Raw genomic sequence first — 20,091 nt, forward strand, 5'->3', positions numbered from 1 at the left:
TGTCGGTTGTCGGCCTGACTTTCGCCAGACAGGATTTCAGTATTCATTTTAAGATTAAACCCTTTTTCCGTATTCCCTCATTATCTCGTCAAGTAATGACGTGATCCGAGGCAGGCGTCTACTGTCTTCTGTCTTCTCTCGTTATCTCGTCAAGTATTGACGAGACCCGAGACAGGTGTCTTCCGACTTCCGACTTCCGACTTCCGACTCTGTCTTTTTACTTTTTACTTTTGACTTTCAGACTTTCGACTTTCGACTTTCGACTTTCAGTCAATCAATCCTTAAATCTCTCTCTACTCGCCCACAACCCAATGGCGGGATTCGATATGTAAAAGATCTCCTCGCCCGAGGGGAGGGTATTATATCCATCCCTCAGCTTTTCGGGATTGTAAATTTGCATCATTTCGTCGAGATTGGCGTAGCTAAAGTTCACCGATTTAATCTCCTGTTCGGTTAAATGCCCAGGACAGTAGGTTATTTTAAACCGATCCTCTGCCGATCCGTGTATTAGGTGCGCTGTTGCGCTTAAATTATTCTGCAAATCCTCGTTCTTTCGAGTTAGCTCAAGAATCTCGGGAGTTGTGAGATAACCATACTTTCTGATTAGCGCATCAATCTGCTTATCCTCGCCAAACTCCTTTAGTCCGGGTGCAAGCACAATTAGCTCGCCCTTGTCGGCAATGGCCATACGGGTTCGGTACACGCTCTTGTTGCCCAGCCAGGTGCTCTTGAACTCCTCGGGATCGAGGTAAACCACAACCTTCGGCAAGGGTTTGTCGAGCATAATAAAATTCACCTTTAGCGATAGTTCAGCGGCTTTAAAGTAGCACTCGTGATCGTCGCCAATATATAGGCCGCGAACCTTCAGCTTGCCTTCATCGTCCTTGGCCACAACTGTAAGGATGTAGACAATAGGCAAATGCTGGGCGAAATGCTCCGAGGCGTAGTTTAGCACCTTTCGCACGGGTGAGTTGGAACGACCCAGAATTCGCTCAATACCATAGGCTGCACCAAGGAAATGGCTCTTGTTAATGCCCTCGGCACCACCCGTTCCCACAAAGATATTCTTGTTGTAGTTGGCCATGCCAATCACCTCGTGGGGCACAACCTGCCCGGGCGAAAGAATTAGATCGTAACCCCCATTCACTAGCATCTTGTTAACCTGTGCAGGCCAGGTGTAATCGACTCTATTATCGGAGACTTCCTTAACATAATCGGCAGGAACCTCGCCAAGGGTAACAATATCGGTGCGCCACTTATGCTCGCGGAATAGCGATAGGGGAACTCCCTTAAACATCTTGCTGATCTCCCTTTCGGTCATTGGAGCGTGGGTGCCCAGCGCCGGAAGAATATCGGTCATCGCTTTACCATAGTACTCGTAGGCCAGACTGGTGATTAGTCCTGCTTGCGAGTGGTAGCGGGTGAAGTCGGGCGGAAGGGCAAGAACCTTCTTACGCCTACCCATATTCTCAAAAGCTTCGAAGAGGGCTTTCTTAATGTCCTCGGGGCTTAGGTCTGCTGTTTCTGATCCGTGAGCGAAGTAGAGCATAGCGAAGTTATTTGTTGTTTAGCGTTAAGCGTTCTATGTTTAGCGCTGTGTCTCGGGAGATTGGCGTTCTTTGCCAAGCTAACGAGATTTTGCGTTCAGCGTTTTGCGTTCAGCGTTTTGCGTTTAGGGTTTGTGTGAACCTTTAACTTTAAACTTTCAACTACCTCCTAACCCTCGCATTCCCCTCCCAGATACTCCAAATCATATCCTCGTCGGCAGGTTGGCCGTAGTCGGTTTCGAAGGTTGTGGCAATCGCTCCTGAAGCCCATCCAAACTGAGGCCATTTTTCAACAGGCCAGTCCTTAAGGATGGCGTATAGTAGTCCTCCCACAAACCCATCGCCACCACCAATGCGGTCGAGAACGCGGATTGTTCTGGGTTTAATAACCTCCCACTGATTGCCCGCCAGCATAATGGCACCCCATAGGTGCTCGTTTACGCTAACAACCTCGCGCAGCGTGGTGGCAAAAACCGATGCGTTGGGGAACGATTCCTTTACCCTCCCAATCATCGCCTTAAAGCCTTCAATCTCGGCCTCTATATCCTTCCCGCCAGCTTCAGGACCCTCAATACCGAGGCAAAGTTGATAATCTTCCTCGTTGCCTATCAAAATATCTGAAACCGATGCTATTTCGGCAAAGATTTCTCTTAGCTCCTTCTCGCGATTTTTCCAAAATGTGGCTCTATAATTTAGGTCGAAAGAGATGCGTGTCCCGTGCTTTTTAGCCGCACGTGCCAATTCAAGGCAGAACTTGCTGGTATCTTCCGATAGCGCAGCAATTAGCCCCGATAGGTGCATTATTTGAACGCCCTCGATTCCGAAGATTCGCTCCAGATCAAAATCCTTAACGTTTAGGGTACGACCAACTTCTCCGGCGCGGTCGTTCTGTACGCGAGGGCCACGGGTACCAAAACCGCTATCGGCAATGTTGAACTGGTGGCGATAGCCCCAGGGGTTGCCCTGTGGAACTTCGGGACCCTCGTACTCCATATTCCTTGCCCTAAGATTGGCTTTGATGAACAGAGCAACTGGACTCCCCTTTACAAAGGTGGTTAGCACCTTTACGGGTAAACCCAGGTACGACGAAACGCTGGCTACGTTTGTTTCGGCGCTGGTGGCCTGCATCTTGAATAGCTCGCTGGAGTGAACGGGTTGTCCATTTAGCGGCGTAATGCGAACTCCCATACTGGTGGGTACCACCAAGGCGTACTTGCAGTTTTTTCGTAGTTCCATAGCGGTAGGTTTTATGGTCTTTAATCTTATTTAATTCAAAATACAATGTTCTTTAAAATAATATTCAAATCATTAGAATTGAATTGCCTCGGAATGGTTACTGAGCCTGTCGAAGTAACCAACTCTTGCCTATAGAAATACTATCTAGCAACTCTTCCCGATGCATCGCCACCCATAAGCTTTTCAACTTCATCAACAGTAACTAGGTTGTAGTCGCCATAAATGGTATGCTTTAGGCACGATGCTGCCACGGCAAAATCCAGTGCTTTTTGGTCGTTATCCTGGTAGGTTAATAATCCATAGATTAATCCGCCCATGAATGAGTCGCCACCACCCACGCGGTCAACAATATGGGTGATTTGATATTGGCTCGACTCGTAAAGCTTTTTACCATCCCAAAGTACGCCAGCCCAGCTATTGTGGTTTGCATTTATTGATCCACGTAGCGTGGTTATAACCTTTTTGCATCGTGGGAATGCCTTCATTATCTGCTTCGAAACCGACTCGTAGGCAGCTGCCTCCACGTGACCCTTGGTAACATCAACCCCTTCGGGGTGAATGCCAAGTACCATAGTTGCATCCTCCTCGTTGCCAAGCACCACATCGGTTCCAGCAACCAGCTCGGGCATTACTTCGCCAGCTTTTTTGCCGTATTTCCAGAGATTTTTGCGGTAGTTCAAATCGCACGAAACGGTGATTCCCTTCTCGTTGGCCTTCTTAATGGCCTCAAGGCAAACATCGGCTGCCCCCTGCGAAATGGCAGGAGTAATGCCAGTCCAATGAAACCAGGTTGCACCTTCAAACACTTTATCCCAATCAATCATACCCTTCTCTATCTCAGCAATGGATGAGTTTGCCCTATCGTAAATAACCTTGCTTCCGCGGCTCACCGCACCGGTTTCCAAAAAGTAGATACCCATACGGTTGCCACCCTTCACAATATTGCTAACCCCAACGCCAAAGCGTTTCAGATCCATAATACACGATTGGGCAATGTCGTTCTCGGGTAGGCGGGTAACAAAATCAACAGGAAGACCATAATTTGCCAGCGAAACGGCTACGTTGGCTTCGCCACCACCAAAGGTTGCGTTGAGCGAGGTCAATTGGCTGAAGCGTAAATATCCTGGGGTTGCAAGGCGCAACATTATCTCTCCAAAGGTTACAACTTTCTTTTCCATTGCTTTTGATGTTTAATCAGTTTCAGATTTAATGGGTTTAATTACATCTCTTTTAGCTTTCGGCTCCTAATAATTCCTAGCTCAAGGCCACGCAGTTCGGCCATTCCCTTTAACAGGCCAATGGCAGAGTAGCCAGGGTTTGTTTTTTTGTGTAGATCATCAAGAATTACATGACCGTGATCGGCACGCATGGGTATGCGGTAGTCGTGGCGATCGTTGGCCATTCGGCGCAGCTGCTCGTCGAGAATGGCAGCCACCACGCCGTACATATCCACATCGCCCTTTAGGTGTGCATCCTCAAGGAAACAGCCATCGGCATAACGCTTCACGCTGCGGAGGTGGGCAAAATGGATGTGATGCCCAAATTTCTTCACAAACTGAACAAGATTATTGTCCTCGCGGGCACCAAGTGACCCGGTGCAAAGGGTGAACCCATTGGCCAGCGAGTTGGTGATATCGAGGATGTACTGAAAATCCTCAATGGTGCTAACAATGCGTGGCAAACCAAACAGTGGGCGTGGGGGGTCATCGGGATGGATGGCCAGCCTTATGCCCAGTTCCTCGGCAACGGGTACAACCTTGCGAAGGAAGTATGTAAGGTTCTCGCGGTACTTCTTGTTATCAATATGCTTGTACTCCTTAAGTCGAAGTTTAAACTCTAGGAGTGAGTAGCCTTCCTGCGCACCGGGGAGTCCGGCAATAATGTTATCCTGAAGTTTTTGTTTATCCTGTTCGGTCATTTTCGAGTAGCAAAGTACAGCCTTGTCAATCTCTTCATCGGTGTACTCCTCGGCAGCACCTTCCCTGTTAAGGATAAATAGGTCGAACGCAATAAACTCGCTGATATCGAATGCCAGGGCCTTGGCGCCGTCCTCTAGTTCCAGATCGAGGTTGGTGCGTGTCCAATCCACAACGGGCATAAAATTGTACACAATGGTTTTTATACCAATTGCAGCAACGTTACGCATGCTCTGTATGTAGTTCTCAATATACTTGTCCCTTTCGGGTTTTGCCAGCTTAATGCTGTCGTGTACAGGGATACTCTCAACCACTTCCCATTTTAATCCGGTGGGTTTTGGAGGGTGAACGGAGTCATCCCACTCTATGGTTCTCTTGCGCTCAATGAGTTGGTCGAGATGCCAAACTTCGCCAATGGGTAGTTCGTGTAGAGCGTGAACAATGCCCGTAGCGCCGGCCTGGCGAATGTCGCGAAGCGATACGGGGTCGTTGGGGCCATACCATCTCCAGGTTTCAATCATTCTTGTCATATGTGCCTCGTGTAAAAAGTGTTTATGTATTGAAATTAATAATTGATTTTGTAATATGTCATTTTAAGTTTTTTTCGAGTCCCCGCCTTCTGCGGGCAGGTTTTGTGCTACTTTGAGTTCTTTGTGTCATAGCTATATCACAAAGGGAAGAACGAATTGTGTTAAACTCCTCCAAATGCGCTAAATCCGCCATCAACAGGAACTACAATTCCGGTGATAAACTCCGACAGATCGGAGAGCAGGAATAGCAGTGTCCCCGACAGATCCTCGGGATTTCCAAACTTGCCCATTGGAGTGCTCGAGATAATCTTTTCGCCCCGAGGGGTAAGCTTACCTGTTTTCTCATCAGTAAGTAAAAATCTATTCTGATTGGTAAGGAAAAATCCCGGTGCAATGGCGTTAACCCTAATGCCCGTTTTGCCTAAATGCACGGCAAGCCATTCGGTGAAATTGTTAATTGCCGATTTTGCGGCTGAGTAGGCCGGTATTTTAGTTAGCGGTTTTATGGCGTTCATCGATGATATATTGATAACACCACCCTTGCCTGCCTCAAGCATATCGGTAGTGAAGACCATGGTGGGAAGCAAGGTTCCCAGGAAGTTTAGGTCGAACACAAAGCGAAATCCCTCCATATCCAAGCCGTAGAAACTCTCAGTCCAAATATCACCCTTACCTGGAATTAGCTGCTCTACCTTGGTGGTTGCCTTGGGCGAGTTTCCCCCAGCGCCATTCACCAGGTAGTGAATTGGACCAAACTTATCGTTGATGGTTTTCTTTGCCTCCTCAAGCGATTTTTTATCGAGCACATTGGCGGCAAGCCCAAGCGCTTCAACGCTGTACTTTTCCGATATTTGCTTGACTAGCTTTTCGGCAGCCCCCGGGTTAAGGTCAAGAATTACAACCTTCATCCCAACGCTGGCCAGCGCATCGGCCATTGAGGTGCCCAGTACGCCTCCTCCGCCTGTGATTACACAGGTTTTTCCCTTTAGGTGATCAAAATTCATCGCCATCATAGTTTAGTTATTTAAATAGTAATCAATATTTTCCTTGGTAATTATATCAATGGGAAGAAACTGGTTCTTCACAATCTCCTTCTTCATTATGCGCGAGTTGAAAAGTGCCATAAGGCTTTTGTAACCCTGTTCCCAAGGATTTTGGCTAATCAAAAAATCTATGTAATTGTTCCTTAGATAGTCGATATTACACTCCAAAAGATCGTAGCCAATTAGTATTACATTCTGTATGTTATGCTTTTTTAAATAATTGGCCACTTTAAATACCCTAGAATTAGTAACAAATACTCCTTTTGTTATAGCTCTTGGCGAATCTGTGCCTATTGCTTTGGTGAGCACTTCCTCAATTTTTTGCTCTTCCTGTGTATAAATATTGGTGGTGTTAATTTGCCTATTGCTTGTAGTCGGTTCAAAGTAGTACCTAAAGCCCTCTTCACGACTTAGGATATGGTGATTACCACCAGTTTCGCTAATAAAGTTGATAATTGAGATTGACTCGCCAGAGTTTAGGCTGTAGTCAAGTAAGCGAGCAGCAACCATACCGCTCTGGCGGGTGTCTTGTCCTACAAAGGCTATGTTTTGCTGATCTTCGATATTGCTATTTATAAAGACAACAGGAATGTCCAAGTCTTTCAAAGTAAACAGTCTCTTTTTTGCCTGATCGGCAAAAATGGGGCTTACCAGCAAACCATCGGGTTCTATTCCTATTATTCGGTCAAATTGCTTTTCGAACGATAGCACATCGTCATGCTTAAAGAAAAAGGTGTCTAACGAAACTCCAAAGTGCTTAATCTCTCTCCATGCCTCTTGGAGTCCAGCCAAGGGTGCATTCCAGAAAAGGTTAGTAGTTCCTGCTTCAGGTATAAGGGCTGCTATTCTAAATACCTTTTTCGAAGCCAATGTACTAGCTAAGATATCGGGTTGGTAGTTAAGCTCCTCGAGAATCCTTAGAACCTTATCGCGGGTTTTTTTCGATACCTCACCTCGATTGTGAATCACACGGTCGACTGTACCAGTGGATACTCCAGCTCGCTGAGCGATATCTGAAATTTTTACCCTTGATAAATTGTTGTTCATATTGATAATCAGCAGTTAATATACAACAAAGAAAAACCCTTTAAAATTATTTTACAAAGTAAAGCATTTTTTTTTAATTTCCGTGTGCGCACACGGAAATATTTTTTTACCTTTACCAAAAATTTTATACTATGGAGTTAACAAAATATTCGTTTGGCGTAGGCGACAGGTTCTCGATGCAGGGCGAAGCCCAGCTTAGGGCCATTATGAAAGCCTCGGAGTGTGGCGTTGAGTTCGCCCCGGTGTGGAACAAGTCGAACCGCGAGCATATGACCATTCACTCGGAGCCAGCCATGACCCGCAGGGAGGCCGATGCTGCTGTAAAGTCGCTGGGTTGGACAAAACCCTACTTTGTGGATGCCGACCATATTAATATGGGGAATGTGGATAAATTTATAGACCATTCCGATTTCTATACCCTCGACGTGGCCGATTTCATTGGCAAAAGCGCTACCGAGGAGGAGATTGCCAAATTCGTTGGCGATAACTCAAATTATCTTGGCGATTTCACTATCCCTGGAGTTGATGAGGCTTTTCATATCGATAAGGATATGCTAACGGCTATTGCCCACAAATTCTTATACGCTGTTAAGCAGGCTGGCACCATCTACAGGCATATCGAGAGCAAAAAGGGTAGAGGTAACTTTGTGGCCGAGGTGAGCATGGACGAAGTAAGCGAGGCACAGAGTCCAATAGAGATGTTCTTTATCCTAAGCGCCATTGCTGCCGAGGGCATCCCAGCGCAAACCATCGCCCCAAAGTTTACAGGTCGTTTCAATAAGGGGGTCGATTACGTGGGCGATTTAAGCCAGTTTGCCAAAGAGTTTGAGCAGGATCTGCTAGTTATCGACTTTGCCATTAAGGAGTTTGGCCTACCCAGAAATCTGAAGCTAAGCGTACACAGTGGTAGCGATAAATTCAGCATTTACCCAATAATGGGTAAGCAAATTAGAAAGTACGATAAGGGAATTCACGTTAAAACTGCTGGCACCACCTGGCTCGAGGAGGCCATTGGATTGGCCATGGCGGGTGGTGATGCACTACAGCTGGTGAAGGATATATACAAAGGTGGATTAAGCCGTTTCGAAGAGCTGTGTGGCCCTTACTCTTCAGTTATTGATATTGATAAGAGCAAGCTGCCCACCGTTGCAGAGGTCGAAAAGTGGGATGCGGACGCTTTGGCTAGCACCCTGCGCCATATCCCCGATCATCCAAAGTATAATTTACATTTTAGGCAGCTAATGCACGTTTCGTACAAGCTGGCAGCTGAGCAGGGCGATCGGTACATCAACCTGCTTAAACAACATAAGGACTTGGTTGGGCAACAGGTAACCGAGAACATTTTCGACAGGCATATCAAAAGGCTTTTCGATTTATAGCGGTTGATAATAGTAAGAATTTTAAAAATAAATCAGTATGAAAGCATTTATGGATGAAAATTTCTTGCTCCAGAATAAGACGGCAGAAGAGCTTTACCATCAGTATGCTAAGGATATGCCCATAATCGATTATCACTGTCATCTTCCTCCGCAGGAGATTGGCAACGATCATCAGTTTTCCAATATGACCAAGATTTGGCTCGATGGCGACCACTACAAGTGGCGAGCAATGCGTGCGCTAGGAGTCGACGAGAAGTATTGCACTGGTGATGCCAGCGATTACGAGAAGTTTGAGAAGTGGGCCTATACCGTTCCCTATACGCTTCGAAATCCGTTGTACCACTGGACACTCATGGAGCTTCGTCGTCCGTTTGGGGTAACAAAGTTATTAAACCCAAGCACAGCCCGTGAGATTTACGACCAGACAACGGCTATGCTAAATACACCCGCGTTTAGTGCACGTGGCATTATGCGAAGGATGAACGTGGAGCTGGTTTGTACCACCGACGATCCCATCGATAATCTTGAACATCATATTAAAACCCGCAACGATGGTTTCGAGGTTAAGGTGTTGCCCACCTGGCGTCCCGACAAGGCCATGATGGTTGAAGATACCGAAACGTTCAATTTATATCTGGAAAAAATCGAGGAGGTAGCGAATATCAACATTCGTAATTTCGATGATTTTGTGAGCGCACTAAAAGCGCGCCACGATTTTTTCCATGAGCAGGGTTGCCGGCTTTCCGACCATGGAATTGAAACCATAATTGCTGAGGATTATACCGATTATGAGATAAAGGAGATATTTGCCCGAGTGAGGATGAAGATTGATTTGTCGGTTGAGGAGGTGCTGAAGTTCAAATCGGCAATGCTCTACCATTTTGCCATCATGGATCATTCCAAAGGATGGGTGCAACAGTTCCACCTGGGAGCATTGCGCAACAACTCGTCACGGATGTTTAAAAAGCTGGGTGCCGATAAGGGTTTCGATTCCATTGGGGATTTTGAGATGGCAAAACCGCTATCGCGGTTTTTAGATCGACTGGATTCGACCAATCAGCTGGCCAAAACCATACTATACAATCTGAATCCAAGGGATAATGAGCTGTTGGCTACAATGGCTGGCAACTTCAACGATGGCAGCGTGGCAGGTAAAATACAATTTGGCAGTGGTTGGTGGTTCCTCGATCAGAAGGATGGAATGCAAAAGCAGATGAATGCCCTATCGAGTTTGGGTTTGCTAAGCCAATTTGTTGGAATGCTTACCGACTCGCGCAGCTTCCTTTCGTATCCACGGCATGACTACTTCCGCAGGATACTTTGCAACCTGTTGGGAACCGATATTGAGAATGGGGAAATTCCAAACGATATGGAACTTGTGGGGGGGATGGTTAAGGATATCTGCTACAATAATGCAAAAAAGTATTTCGGATTTTAAAATAGTTTTTTTGTTTTTTCATAAGTTAGGTTAGGAGTGAGGCTCAGCGCCATTAGGTTGGCGCTGAGTTTTTTTAAGCCTATCTACACAAACAGAAGAAAGAGGGAGAAACCTAGTACAATGGTTATCACAAAAGCTTCGTTGTAAAAATTGGTGCTTTTTACTTTGTCCTTCTCCTTTGCAGCCTGAAGGTACTTAATGGGGATAAGGGCAAGTAGTGCAACATTACTAACGTAAATAATTACACCCGCACCAGGCCAATGCTGCATTTTAAATAGGAATCCTACCGAAATAAGAACCATTGCAAGCAACACGAACAGATTGCTAGTTTTCGCGATGGATGATTTTAAACTTTTTTGCCTGTCGATAAAAAGCAGAATGGCGTAAATTGCTGCAAAGGCAACAATTCCTAGCATAAGGATTACCCCTGCGCCAGGCCAATGCTGCGTTTTAAAAATTACCCCAACTAGGATTAGCAGTGATGAAATGATGCCAAAAAGTTTTGTTGTTTGTTTCATGGTTTAAGGTTTTTTATGTGCCTACTCTGTTTACCTTTTCAGGAGGGATTTTGGGCATTAGTCCTTAAAGAATTATAGCTATAGAGCAGAAAGGCCAAAAAGGATTTATGAAGAAACAAAAAATAATAACAGAAGGTGCTCTTCTCTTTATAAGAGAAAGTTACGATTATTTTAATTAAATATGTATGGTTGTATAAAAAAAACTTTTTGATGCTCAATTAGCTTGTGAGGATTTGCTAATTATTTGAAGTTTCAAAAAGTTTTGCAATCTCCTCGGGGCAATCCGTTGTGGCATCAACCACTGTTGCATTTTGCAAATGCCACCTCTCTACAACATCGTTAAGGTAGGTTTTTCTTACGGTGATAATTACTGAGTTTGTGTTTCGGTGTAGTAACCTCTCAAGTGTATTCGCCCAGATAGAGCCATCAAGCTCCTGCTTGCCAATTTCATCCATTGCAACAATGCTGTCCTTTGGCGATTCATCAATTTGCTTTTGTCCAGCTGCTAGTGCCTGTGGATTGTAGTAAAATGGGCAAAATTGCTCCCAGCTGGTATTGTGCCTATCGCTTAAAGGCATGATGACGTTCTGAGGTAGGGTCACAAGGTTAAAGCCAGCCCTTTTGCCATCGTTATCCCAAAAGCCTTCGGCAAAAAAGCCAGCACATTGCACCCCTTTTGCCATGAGGTGGGCAATCATCTCTTTCAGAAAAGTAGTTTTGCCCGAGTGCTTATAGCCAGTAATAATAACAACCTTTGGCTGCCTACCTTCGGACTGGCTTGTGTGAGCAAAATTTGAGAATAGCCGCTCGATTAGTGGCATTGGTTTATGTATCTGCCCTTTGCTTAGCTTTAAATCTTTTAAAAGCTTTGGTAGAGCCTTATGTGCAAATTGGTATGAATGGGAGAATGACGCAAATGCTTTGACTGAAAAATATTGCGACACACCCTTGCTCATCATCTCAATGCCAATACAGGTAAACGAGATGATAACCACCGAGGCTCTTATAAAAATGGTTAACCCATGGTGTATTACCTGCTGTGCCGATTCAATGGCTCCATCTATCCCTAGCGAAATGGTGATGCTTGAAGCGACGGAAACCAGAAAGATTATAATCAAAAAGGATGGTCTTGAAATCATTGCCCGAATCCTCCCGTAGCGGAAGATACATAGGGTGATATATACCAATCCGCCTGATATCCAGAGTCCCATTGGCACATTTTCCTTAAGGGTAATAAATACAGTAAGCCACAGGATGTGAAAGATAAGGAATGCAATCCCACCTTTGTGCTGACCCCTTCTCATTGGGGGTTTATACCCGTCGGGGCTTTGTTGTAAGTTGGGTAAAACCTTACCATTCATCCTTGCTTTAATGCTTATTCCGCCCTTAAAACCTGTGTATGCGGCAAAGCCTCCAATAGCCATATATATTACTATCAGCAGTAGGATAGGTAAAAGGTAGCCATAGCTAGTAAGCGTTTCAGTGCTAAATGCAAAGCTAAAAACCGATTTGTATGCTTCAACCAAGTCGGTTCCGTATATCATTATTAGCCTTACAAACTTAAAGCCTAGTATTGATAGTAAGGCTAAACCTCCTCCTAGTATGTAGCCCACCAAATTGTGGCCAAGGATTAGTACACCCAGCTCCATGAGCACACCCTCAAGGGCAATACCTATCATTGGTGAGAGTATAACCGGGCTGGGCGAAACTGTTTTTAGGGCAGCACATACTAGAGCCGAACGCCAAAAGATACCCTTATCGCCATAAATTCTGGCTCCTGTAACCATAACCACAACCCCAATGGCCGATAGTATGGTACCCGCAACCATAGGAACGGCAAGGTTGTGCAGCAGGCTACCTGCCACAATTTCAAATGCGCCCCAAACGCTGCCAATAATGGTGGCAACTTGCCAGGGTCTCGATATGGTTTTAAGTTGTACCATCAAAAAAAAACGCTAAGGTAACAAAATGCTAATTTTGCAGCACTTTAGTACCTTAGCGTTACAGCTAAATTTATTTCTGTGCGTAAAGCTCAATAATCTTAAGCATTACCTCTGTGGCTTTTACCATGCTTTCCACGGCAACATACTCCTGCTTACCGTGAAAGTTCTCGCCTCCGGCAAATAGGTTGGGACAGGGTAGGCCCATGTACGATAGACGAGCTCCATCGGTTCCACCACGTATGGGCTTAACCTTAGGCTTAACACCAACCAGTTCCATAGCTTTAACGGCTGTTTCAACCACGTGGTACACTGGCTCAACTTGCTTGCGCATATTGTAGTACTGATCCTTAACCTCCAGGGTAACCACACCCTCGCCATACTTCATATTGATGAATTCGGCAACCTTTGTGATATAGGCCTTACGAGCTTCAAACTTTTCGCTGTTATGGTCGCGGATAATGTACTGGAAGGTTGCGTTCTCAACCGAGCCATCCATTTTTATAAGATGATAAAACCCGTCGTACCCCTCGGTATGCTCGGGACGCTCGTTGGCTGGCAGCAAGCTGTTGAACTCCATCGCTACGTGGATTGAATTAATCATCTTATCCTTGGCGTAGCCCGGGTGTATGTTACGACCCTGGATAGTTACCTTGGCTCCGGCAGCGTTGAAGTTTTCGTACTCCATCTCGCCAATGGCTCCGCCATCGAGGGTGTATCCAAATTCGGCGTTGAATTTCTTCACGTCAAAATGGTCAACTCCACGTCCAACCTCCTCATCAACTGTAAAACCAATGCGTATTGGGCCGTGCTTAAACTCGGGGGTGCTCATCATATACTCAACGGCTGTCATAATCTCAGCAACACCAGCCTTATCGTCTGCCCCAAGCAGGGTAGTGCCATCGGTAACAATTAGGGTTTGTCCCTTGTAGCCATTGAGTTCAGGGAACTCGGTTGGCGACAGGGTTACGTTTAGCTCCTTGTTAAGGATGATTTCAGAACCATCGTAGTTCTCAATAAAGCGAGGCTTTACATCCTTTCCGCTCATATCGGGGGCGGTATCAACGTGGGCAAGGAAACCAATGGTTGGCACCTTTTTGTCGATATTGCCCGGCACGGTGGCCATAACGTAGCCGTACTCGTCGATGGTTACATCCTTTAACCCCAGGTCTTGGAGTTCCTTTACCAGCATATTGGAAAGGTCCAACTGCTTTTTGGTGCTAGGGAAGATATCCGTAACCGTATCATCGGCTTGGGTATCAACCTTAACGTAGCGCAAAAAGCGATCGATTAGTAATTTTTGGTTTATCATAGTTTTGAACGTTTAAATGAATTCCCTGCTTGCCAGCAGGTGTGTTGATAGAATGATTGTTTAAGGTTTAGAGTTTATTGTTCAATGTTTAAGGTGGTGACATATCGCTCTAGTCACTTTATGAACTCTAAACTCTAAACATTAAACTCTAAACTTTATGAACTCTAAACTCTTTTACTCTTCCTCAGGCTTACCCCTAAGCGATTCCCAAACAAGGTATCCGCAGATAACAAGGAACATTCCAAGGCCAAGGATTTGTGCAGGATTTGAGTCGGCCCACTCGGGGTTAACAAAGTTGATGCCGCCAAATTTAAGCACAGCGCTAATAACACCCATCAGTGCACCACCAGCAATAAATCCAGATGCAATAAGCGTTCCTCGCTCACGACGCGACTTATTAACTGCTGCATCCTTACTACGAGTAGAAACTATATGGGCGATAATACCACCAACAAGTAGTGGCGTATTTAGGTGAAGCGGAATAAACATACCAAGGGCAAATGCCAATGCCGAAACATTAATGGATGTTAGAATAAGCGATAGCATTGCTCCAGCAATGTATAGTAGCCATGGGGCTGGTTGTCCGCTCATCATGGGCTCAATAACGGCTGCCATGGCGTTTGCCTGTGGAGCAACCATAGCACCCTCGCCAGTAAACCCGTAGGTTTTGTTAAGGATAATAATAACACCACCCACAGTAGCTGCAGAAACCAGAGTACCTAAAAATTTCCACGATTGCTGCTTGTATGGCGACGCACCTAACCAGTATCCAATTTTTAGGTCGGTTATAAAACCACCTGCCATTGCCAGAGCAGTACAAACCACACCGCCAATAATAAGTGCAGCAACCATTCCCGATTCGCCAGACAATCCAGCCGACGCCATTACCAGCGAGGTTAGAATAAGGGTCATAAGAGTCATTCCCGATACGGGGTTAGTACCCACAATGGCTATTGCGTTTGCAGCAACTGTTGTAAACAGGAACGAAATCACCATAACAATACCAATGGCGATTAGGGCATGCGTTAAATTATGTACAACACCAAACTGGAAGAAGATGAAGATTAGTATTGTAGTAGCAAGCAGACCAAACCCAATAATCTTCATAGGTAAATCGCGACGGGTACGCAGTTCTTCTTTGCTAGCACCGCCTTTGCGACCAACGGTTTCGCTAACAGCTAGCCCAACGGCATTCTTAATTATTCGCCATGAACGAATAATACCAATTACCCCAGCCATGGCAATACCTCCAATACCAATGGGGCGAATATAATGAGTAAACATCTCCTCGGGGGTCATATCCCCAATTAGAGTAAGAACGTTTGATCCAACAGGCGAGGTCATTCCCTCAGCAAAAAAGTTAAGGAATGGAATAAGTACAAACCAGCCCACGAACGATCCGGCGCAAATAATGGCAGCAAACTTAAGCCCAACGATGTAGCCAAGCCCAACAATTGCAGCTCCTACGTTGATTTGGAAAACCATTTTGGCTTTGTCGGCAAGCTGCTCACCGATGGGGATAACGCGTGTGGTGAAAACCTCGCTCCACCATCCAAAGGTTGCGATAATAAAGTCGTAAACACCCCCAACAAGTCCGCTAACTAAAAGTAGTTTTGCCTGCTTTCCGCCTTTTTCACCTGAGACGAGAACCTCGGTGGTTGCTGTCGCTTCGGGGAATGGATATTTGCCGTGCATATCGTGAACAAAAAATTTGCGGAACGGGATAAGGAAAAGAATCCCGAGAAAACCTCCTAGCAATGAAGATAGGAATACTTGGTAAAAATGCGCTTCAAGGTTAAGTATGTACAACGCAGGAAGGGTGAAGATTGCCCCAGCAACAATTACGCCTGAACTGGCGCCAATGGATTGGATAATGATATTCTCACCCAGTGCGTTTTTTCGCTTAGTAACCGTTGAAAGCCCAATGGCGATAATAGCTATTGGAATGGCTGCTTCAAAAACCTGCCCAATTTTTAACCCTAAGTAAGCAGCAGCAGCCGAGAAAACAACTGCCATAATCAATCCCCAAGCAACAGAATAGGTGCTAACTTCGGGGACAATTTTTAGGGGCGACATAATTGGTTGGTACTCCTCGCCTGGGTTCAGCTCCCGATACGCATTTTCGGGTAAACCCATAATCTTTTCGTTTTCGGTGTGATGTGACATGTGAGTTTAGGTTAATAGGTTTAACGAAATGAATTGATTCAATATGAAAAAGTGCATGCAAAATACAAAAACCAAATGTATTTGTAGGTTAGGTTAGGAATATTCCAGCCACAAATCGGCCATCATCGCCACGACGGGCCGAGAAAAATGTTTCATTCTGAGAGATTGTACACAGGTCCGACACTTCAATATTAGCAGGCCTTACACCCGATTCAATTAGGGTGGTTTTGTTGGCTTCCCACATATCGAATATGGTTTTGCCTTTTATGTTTTTAATCACCATATTCAGGTCGAAACTTTTTTCTACCTCCGCTATTACATCATCTCCCACCTCGTAGCAGCAGGGGCCACCCGATGGACCTATACCCACAATCAAATCTTTTGGATTTGTACCAAACTCTTCGGACATCGAATCAACCAGACTCGCAGGAACTCTCATGGTGGTTCCTTTCCATCCGGCATGCGCCACACCAATGGCTTTGTGAACTGGGTCGAAGAAGACAATGGGTACACAATCGGCGGCAAGGGTTATTAGGCAAAGCCTAGGCACGTTGGTTATAAAGCCATCAGTATCTTTAAATGCATTACTTGGACTTTGAGTGCCTCTGCCTCTATCGGCTTCGTAAACTCTTGGAGTATTGGTACCGTGAACCTGTATTGGGTAAACAAAATCGTTGGTTGTTAAGCCTATTGTATCTGCTAGTTTCTGCCTGTTATTCAAAACATTACTAGGGTTGTCATCTCCGTTTAAGCTAAGATTAAAGCTGTTGTAAGCACCAGTACTCACACCACCATGCCGGGTGGTTACAAAGTGAGTAATGTGGTTGTTATGCTTTAGCAAGTTCTCGAATTGCCCCAGCATTAAACCGTTGATGTTTTCTAATCTCATTGCTTCAGTTTTTTACATTCACATCGGACTACAGTTGGCAAAAATATGAAATTGATTGCTGATGGATGCAAAAAACCCGACCTAAAGTCGGGTTAGAATATTTATAGATGAGATTTCTGGATTGTTATACTAATCCCACTCAATGGTAATTAAAGTTTCTAATTCGGTACCAGCTTCATTGTTCTCAACAACTACGCTTAGCGCACGTTTAAGGGTAATTTCGAGTGTTTGCTCTACCCAACCTGCAATTCTATTCATAATTAGCTTCTCGTTGGTCTTAAACTGTTTAAGCTCAAGTACACAACGCCTATCTTTGCTCTCAATAACTCTTATCACCGAGGGGTTGTAGTATGCCGAGAAGATGCTCGATGCCCTGCTAAGCACAAAGTGTGGGCTACTTACCCTAACAAATATCTTGTAAATACCTTTGAGCGCAACTTCGGCGCTGTAGCGGCCAAGCATATGAGCAGCTTCGGTATGGTTTCCATCGAAAAAAAGGTCTCCAACCTTTTGGGTAGGAATAATAACCGACTCGATAAGATCGTACCAGCTGGTGGCGTATATGGGCTGTTCAAAAATTGTTCGTGATGAACTGGGCATCGACTGTAACCATTCCATATATCGACCGGGGAAACGTTCCTTAACAAATTCTGGCGTTGTTTTTACGGCTGTTCCTTTTATTTCCATAGGACATATTTTAGGGTTGAAATTTAAGGCAAATTAGGAAAAAAAATGTATTCTTGATAATTTTTTGAAACTTTGTGATAATAAAACAGTATTTAAGAGTTGATATGCTGAAGTTGAATAGATGTGCTATAGATTGTTCCTTTTTACTAATCGGAAATTGCTAACCTTAACATGGGATCATTGAGTAGAATTTATGTATTGCTCGTAATGCTTATATTACCCTTTGTATCCCTTTCGCAAACGGATGTAACAACCACTGGTAGTAACGATAAGGTAGAGTATGCCCAGAAGCTATATAGCTTGGCCGAAGAGTTATATAGAACAGGAGATATTCAGGAAGCCATTGATTGCTCCAAAAGGGCAATTGTTGCATGCGAAGAGGCAGGCATGCTGCAAGGGGTAGCCAGCATGCTACTTAATATAGGCATTTTACATCGAATTAATAGCGACTATACCCAAGCCCTTAAGTACCTATACTCCAGCCTTGAAAACTACTCTGCCTTGAGCAACCTTGGAGGGCAGGCTATGGCCTTAAATCAAATCGGATCAATATATCGCATACAAGGCAACTACCCCGGTGCGCTTGAGCACCTTCTCAGCACCTTATCGCTCTTTGAACAGGTTGACGATACCCTGGGTAAAGCCAGTGCACTGAATAATATTGGTATAGTCTATTTCTATCAGAATGATTTGCCCAAAGCCCTAGAGTACTACATGGCCTCATTGGAACTTGAAGAGTTGGCTGGCAGTGAGTACGGTGTATCCATATCATACATCAACATTGGTGAGGTTCACAAAAAAATGGGCAATTTTAACGAAGCTCTCGATTTTTTTCTCAAAGCATTAGTTCTGGCTAAAAAGTACGAAGAGTCAGATATTGATGGTGATAGCGTTGGAATTCTGTACAACGAGATAGGTTCGATTTATACTGAACTTGGTAATTTTGAACTAAGCAACAACTATCTTCATAGGGCAATCGAAATCTTTAGGAGCTTAGGCAATCACCAGCGATTGTCGGAATGCAAAATTTATTTGGGCAACCTTGCCTTTAAGCAGGGGAGGTATTCACAGGCTACACAACATTATCTGGATGCCTTACAGCATGCAAAAACTATATCGGCAACCGATTTAATTTCGGAGAGTAATAAAAAGCTCAGTGAGCTTTACGAGCGACAAAATAATCCTGCCAAAGCATTCGAGCATTACAAAAAGTACATTAGCGCTCGCGATAGCCTGTTCAACGAGGACAACATGAAGCAAATGGTGCAAACCGAGATGCTTTACAACTTTGAGAAACAGATGCACGAGGCGCGTATAGAGCAGGCAAAGCATGAGGTGCAGATGCAGGAAAAGGCAAATAGGCAGCGCGTAGTTAGGAACCTTTTGGTATTGATACTGACAATGGCCCTAGTGGTAATGGTAATTATTTACAGTGCATACCAAAACAAAAAACGATCGAATACTAGGTTAGCACTTCAGCAAGAACTAATTCTAGAGAAAAACGAGGAGTTGCTTCAGCAGCAGGAAGAGATTTTGGCGCAACGCGATGAGATTGAGTCGAAAAATAAAATATTGGAAAACTCGCAGCGGATTATTGAGGCAAAGAATGAGCGCATTATCAGCAGTATTGAGTACGCCCAAACCATCCAGCAAGCTATTTTACCCAACCAGGAGCAGCTCAACAAATTCTTTCCCAACCATGTGGTGCTATTCATGCCCAAGGACATTGTGTCGGGCGATTTTTACTGGTTCAGCAATGCCCACGACCAGCTATTTGCTGCAGTTGTAGACTGCACAGGCCATGGTGTGCCGGGGGCATTCATGTCGGTTATTGGCAACACTATGCTTAACCAGATTGTGAACGAGTGGCGAACCTACAACCCGGCGGTAATTCTAGAGCTTATGCATAAGCAGGTTCGGCGAGCTCTTAAGCAAGATATTAACGATTCTAAGGGGCATATTAGTATGGATGTATGCCTTGTGGCCATCGACCTGCACAAGCGTAAAGCAACATTTGCCGGGGCTAGTAGGCCTCTTTACATAGTGAATAATGGTAATGTTGAGCGAATTGCGGGGGATCCCCGTTCGGTGGGTGGGTATCAGCGTGAGGAGAAGCGTTACTTTACCAACCACTCCATCGATCTTAGCGAGAACCAGTCGATTTATTTAACAACCGATGGGTATATCGATCAAATGGACGGTAATTTCAAAAAGTTTGGACAACGAAACTTGATGGATCTGCTCCTGAAGATAGATGGAAAAGCAAATGATGTACAGCATGATATGCTCCTGTCGGCCTTAGAGCAACACCAAAAGGAGCAGGATCAAATTGACGATATTTGTATCTTGGGGTTTAAACTTTAGCTACTTTTGTAGTCAAAATAGTTGCCCTAATGAAAACTAAACCTTAAGCTAACTGCCTCTTTGAGCGAAGAGACAGTTT

15 protein-coding genes are annotated in these 20,091 nt (G+C 44.9%); 3 read left to right on the forward strand and 12 right to left on the reverse strand.

The window, feature by feature from the left end; all coding sequences use genetic code 11:
• Positions 1 to 274: 274 nt before the first annotated feature.
• From G8O23_RS08095 to G8O23_RS08120, 6 genes are all read right to left on the reverse strand, one after another.
• A complete protein-coding gene (locus tag G8O23_RS08095) occupies positions 275 to 1,549 on the reverse strand; it encodes a lactate racemase domain-containing protein (protein ID WP_166363596.1) in 1,275 nt (424 codons plus the stop codon).
• Between the two features lie 160 nt (positions 1,550 to 1,709).
• The gene (locus G8O23_RS08100; protein ID WP_166363598.1) at positions 1,710 to 2,783 is read right to left on the reverse strand and encodes a PfkB family carbohydrate kinase; all 1,074 of its coding nucleotides are present in this window, start codon (positions 2,781 to 2,783) and stop codon (positions 1,710 to 1,712) included.
• A 140-nt stretch (positions 2,784 to 2,923) separates the two neighbouring features.
• The gene (locus G8O23_RS08105; RefSeq protein WP_166363600.1) at positions 2,924 to 3,961 is read right to left on the reverse strand and encodes a sugar kinase; all 1,038 of its coding nucleotides are present in this window, start codon (positions 3,959 to 3,961) and stop codon (positions 2,924 to 2,926) included.
• Positions 3,962 to 4,002: 41 nt separating this feature from the next.
• Positions 4,003 to 5,229 (reverse strand): mannonate dehydratase, encoded by a 1,227-nt coding sequence (gene uxuA / locus G8O23_RS08110; RefSeq protein WP_219932470.1) that lies wholly within the window; start codon positions 5,227 to 5,229, stop codon positions 4,003 to 4,005.
• Positions 5,230 to 5,390: 161 nt separating this feature from the next.
• Complete coding sequence (locus tag G8O23_RS08115; protein ID WP_219932471.1) at positions 5,391 to 6,233, reverse strand: SDR family oxidoreductase; 843 nt, start codon at positions 6,231 to 6,233, stop codon at positions 5,391 to 5,393.
• Positions 6,234 to 6,245: 12 nt separating this feature from the next.
• On the reverse strand, positions 6,246 to 7,319 hold the full coding sequence (locus G8O23_RS08120) for a LacI family DNA-binding transcriptional regulator (protein ID WP_166363602.1): 1,074 nt from the start codon (positions 7,317 to 7,319) through the stop codon (positions 6,246 to 6,248).
• A gap of 131 nt (positions 7,320 to 7,450) precedes the next feature.
• Here G8O23_RS08120 and G8O23_RS08125 point away from each other — a divergent pair, with 131 nt between their 5' ends.
• Positions 7,451 to 8,698, forward strand: coding sequence for a tagaturonate epimerase family protein (locus tag G8O23_RS08125; RefSeq protein WP_166363604.1), 1,248 nt, complete (start codon positions 7,451 to 7,453; stop codon positions 8,696 to 8,698).
• A 37-nt stretch (positions 8,699 to 8,735) separates the two neighbouring features.
• A complete protein-coding gene (gene uxaC / locus G8O23_RS08130) occupies positions 8,736 to 10,136 on the forward strand; it encodes a glucuronate isomerase (RefSeq protein ID WP_166363606.1) in 1,401 nt (466 codons plus the stop codon).
• Between the two features lie 83 nt (positions 10,137 to 10,219).
• Here the strand turns inward: uxaC and G8O23_RS08135 are convergent, their stop codons facing one another.
• From G8O23_RS08135 to G8O23_RS08160, 6 genes are all read right to left on the reverse strand, one after another.
• On the reverse strand, positions 10,220 to 10,654 hold the full coding sequence (locus tag G8O23_RS08135) for a GldL-related protein (RefSeq protein ID WP_166363608.1): 435 nt from the start codon (positions 10,652 to 10,654) through the stop codon (positions 10,220 to 10,222).
• Positions 10,655 to 10,890: 236 nt separating this feature from the next.
• Positions 10,891 to 12,597: a nucleoside-triphosphatase gene (locus G8O23_RS08140; protein ID WP_166363610.1), complete on the reverse strand. Its 1,707-nt coding sequence runs from the start codon at positions 12,595 to 12,597 to the stop codon at positions 10,891 to 10,893.
• 70 nt (positions 12,598 to 12,667) lie between these two features.
• Positions 12,668 to 13,906, reverse strand: coding sequence for a peptidase T (pepT, locus tag G8O23_RS08145; RefSeq protein ID WP_166363612.1), 1,239 nt, complete (start codon positions 13,904 to 13,906; stop codon positions 12,668 to 12,670).
• A gap of 174 nt (positions 13,907 to 14,080) precedes the next feature.
• The gene (locus G8O23_RS08150) at positions 14,081 to 16,072 is read right to left on the reverse strand and encodes an OPT family oligopeptide transporter (protein ID WP_166363614.1); all 1,992 of its coding nucleotides are present in this window, start codon (positions 16,070 to 16,072) and stop codon (positions 14,081 to 14,083) included.
• 88 nt (positions 16,073 to 16,160) lie between these two features.
• Complete coding sequence (pgeF, locus tag G8O23_RS08155) at positions 16,161 to 16,961, reverse strand: peptidoglycan editing factor PgeF (RefSeq protein ID WP_166363616.1); 801 nt, start codon at positions 16,959 to 16,961, stop codon at positions 16,161 to 16,163.
• Between the two features lie 129 nt (positions 16,962 to 17,090).
• Positions 17,091 to 17,648 (reverse strand): hypothetical protein, encoded by a 558-nt coding sequence (locus tag G8O23_RS08160; RefSeq protein ID WP_166363618.1) that lies wholly within the window; start codon positions 17,646 to 17,648, stop codon positions 17,091 to 17,093.
• A 180-nt stretch (positions 17,649 to 17,828) separates the two neighbouring features.
• Between G8O23_RS08160 and G8O23_RS08165 the strand changes: the two genes are divergently transcribed.
• A complete protein-coding gene (locus G8O23_RS08165; protein WP_166363620.1) occupies positions 17,829 to 20,012 on the forward strand; it encodes a tetratricopeptide repeat protein in 2,184 nt (727 codons plus the stop codon).
• Positions 20,013 to 20,091: the final 79 nt, after the last annotated feature.

Origin of the sequence: Perlabentimonas gracilis, assembly GCF_011174675.1 — a bacterium.
Taxonomy (GTDB): domain Bacteria; phylum Bacteroidota; class Bacteroidia; order Bacteroidales; family Tenuifilaceae; genus Perlabentimonas; species Perlabentimonas gracilis.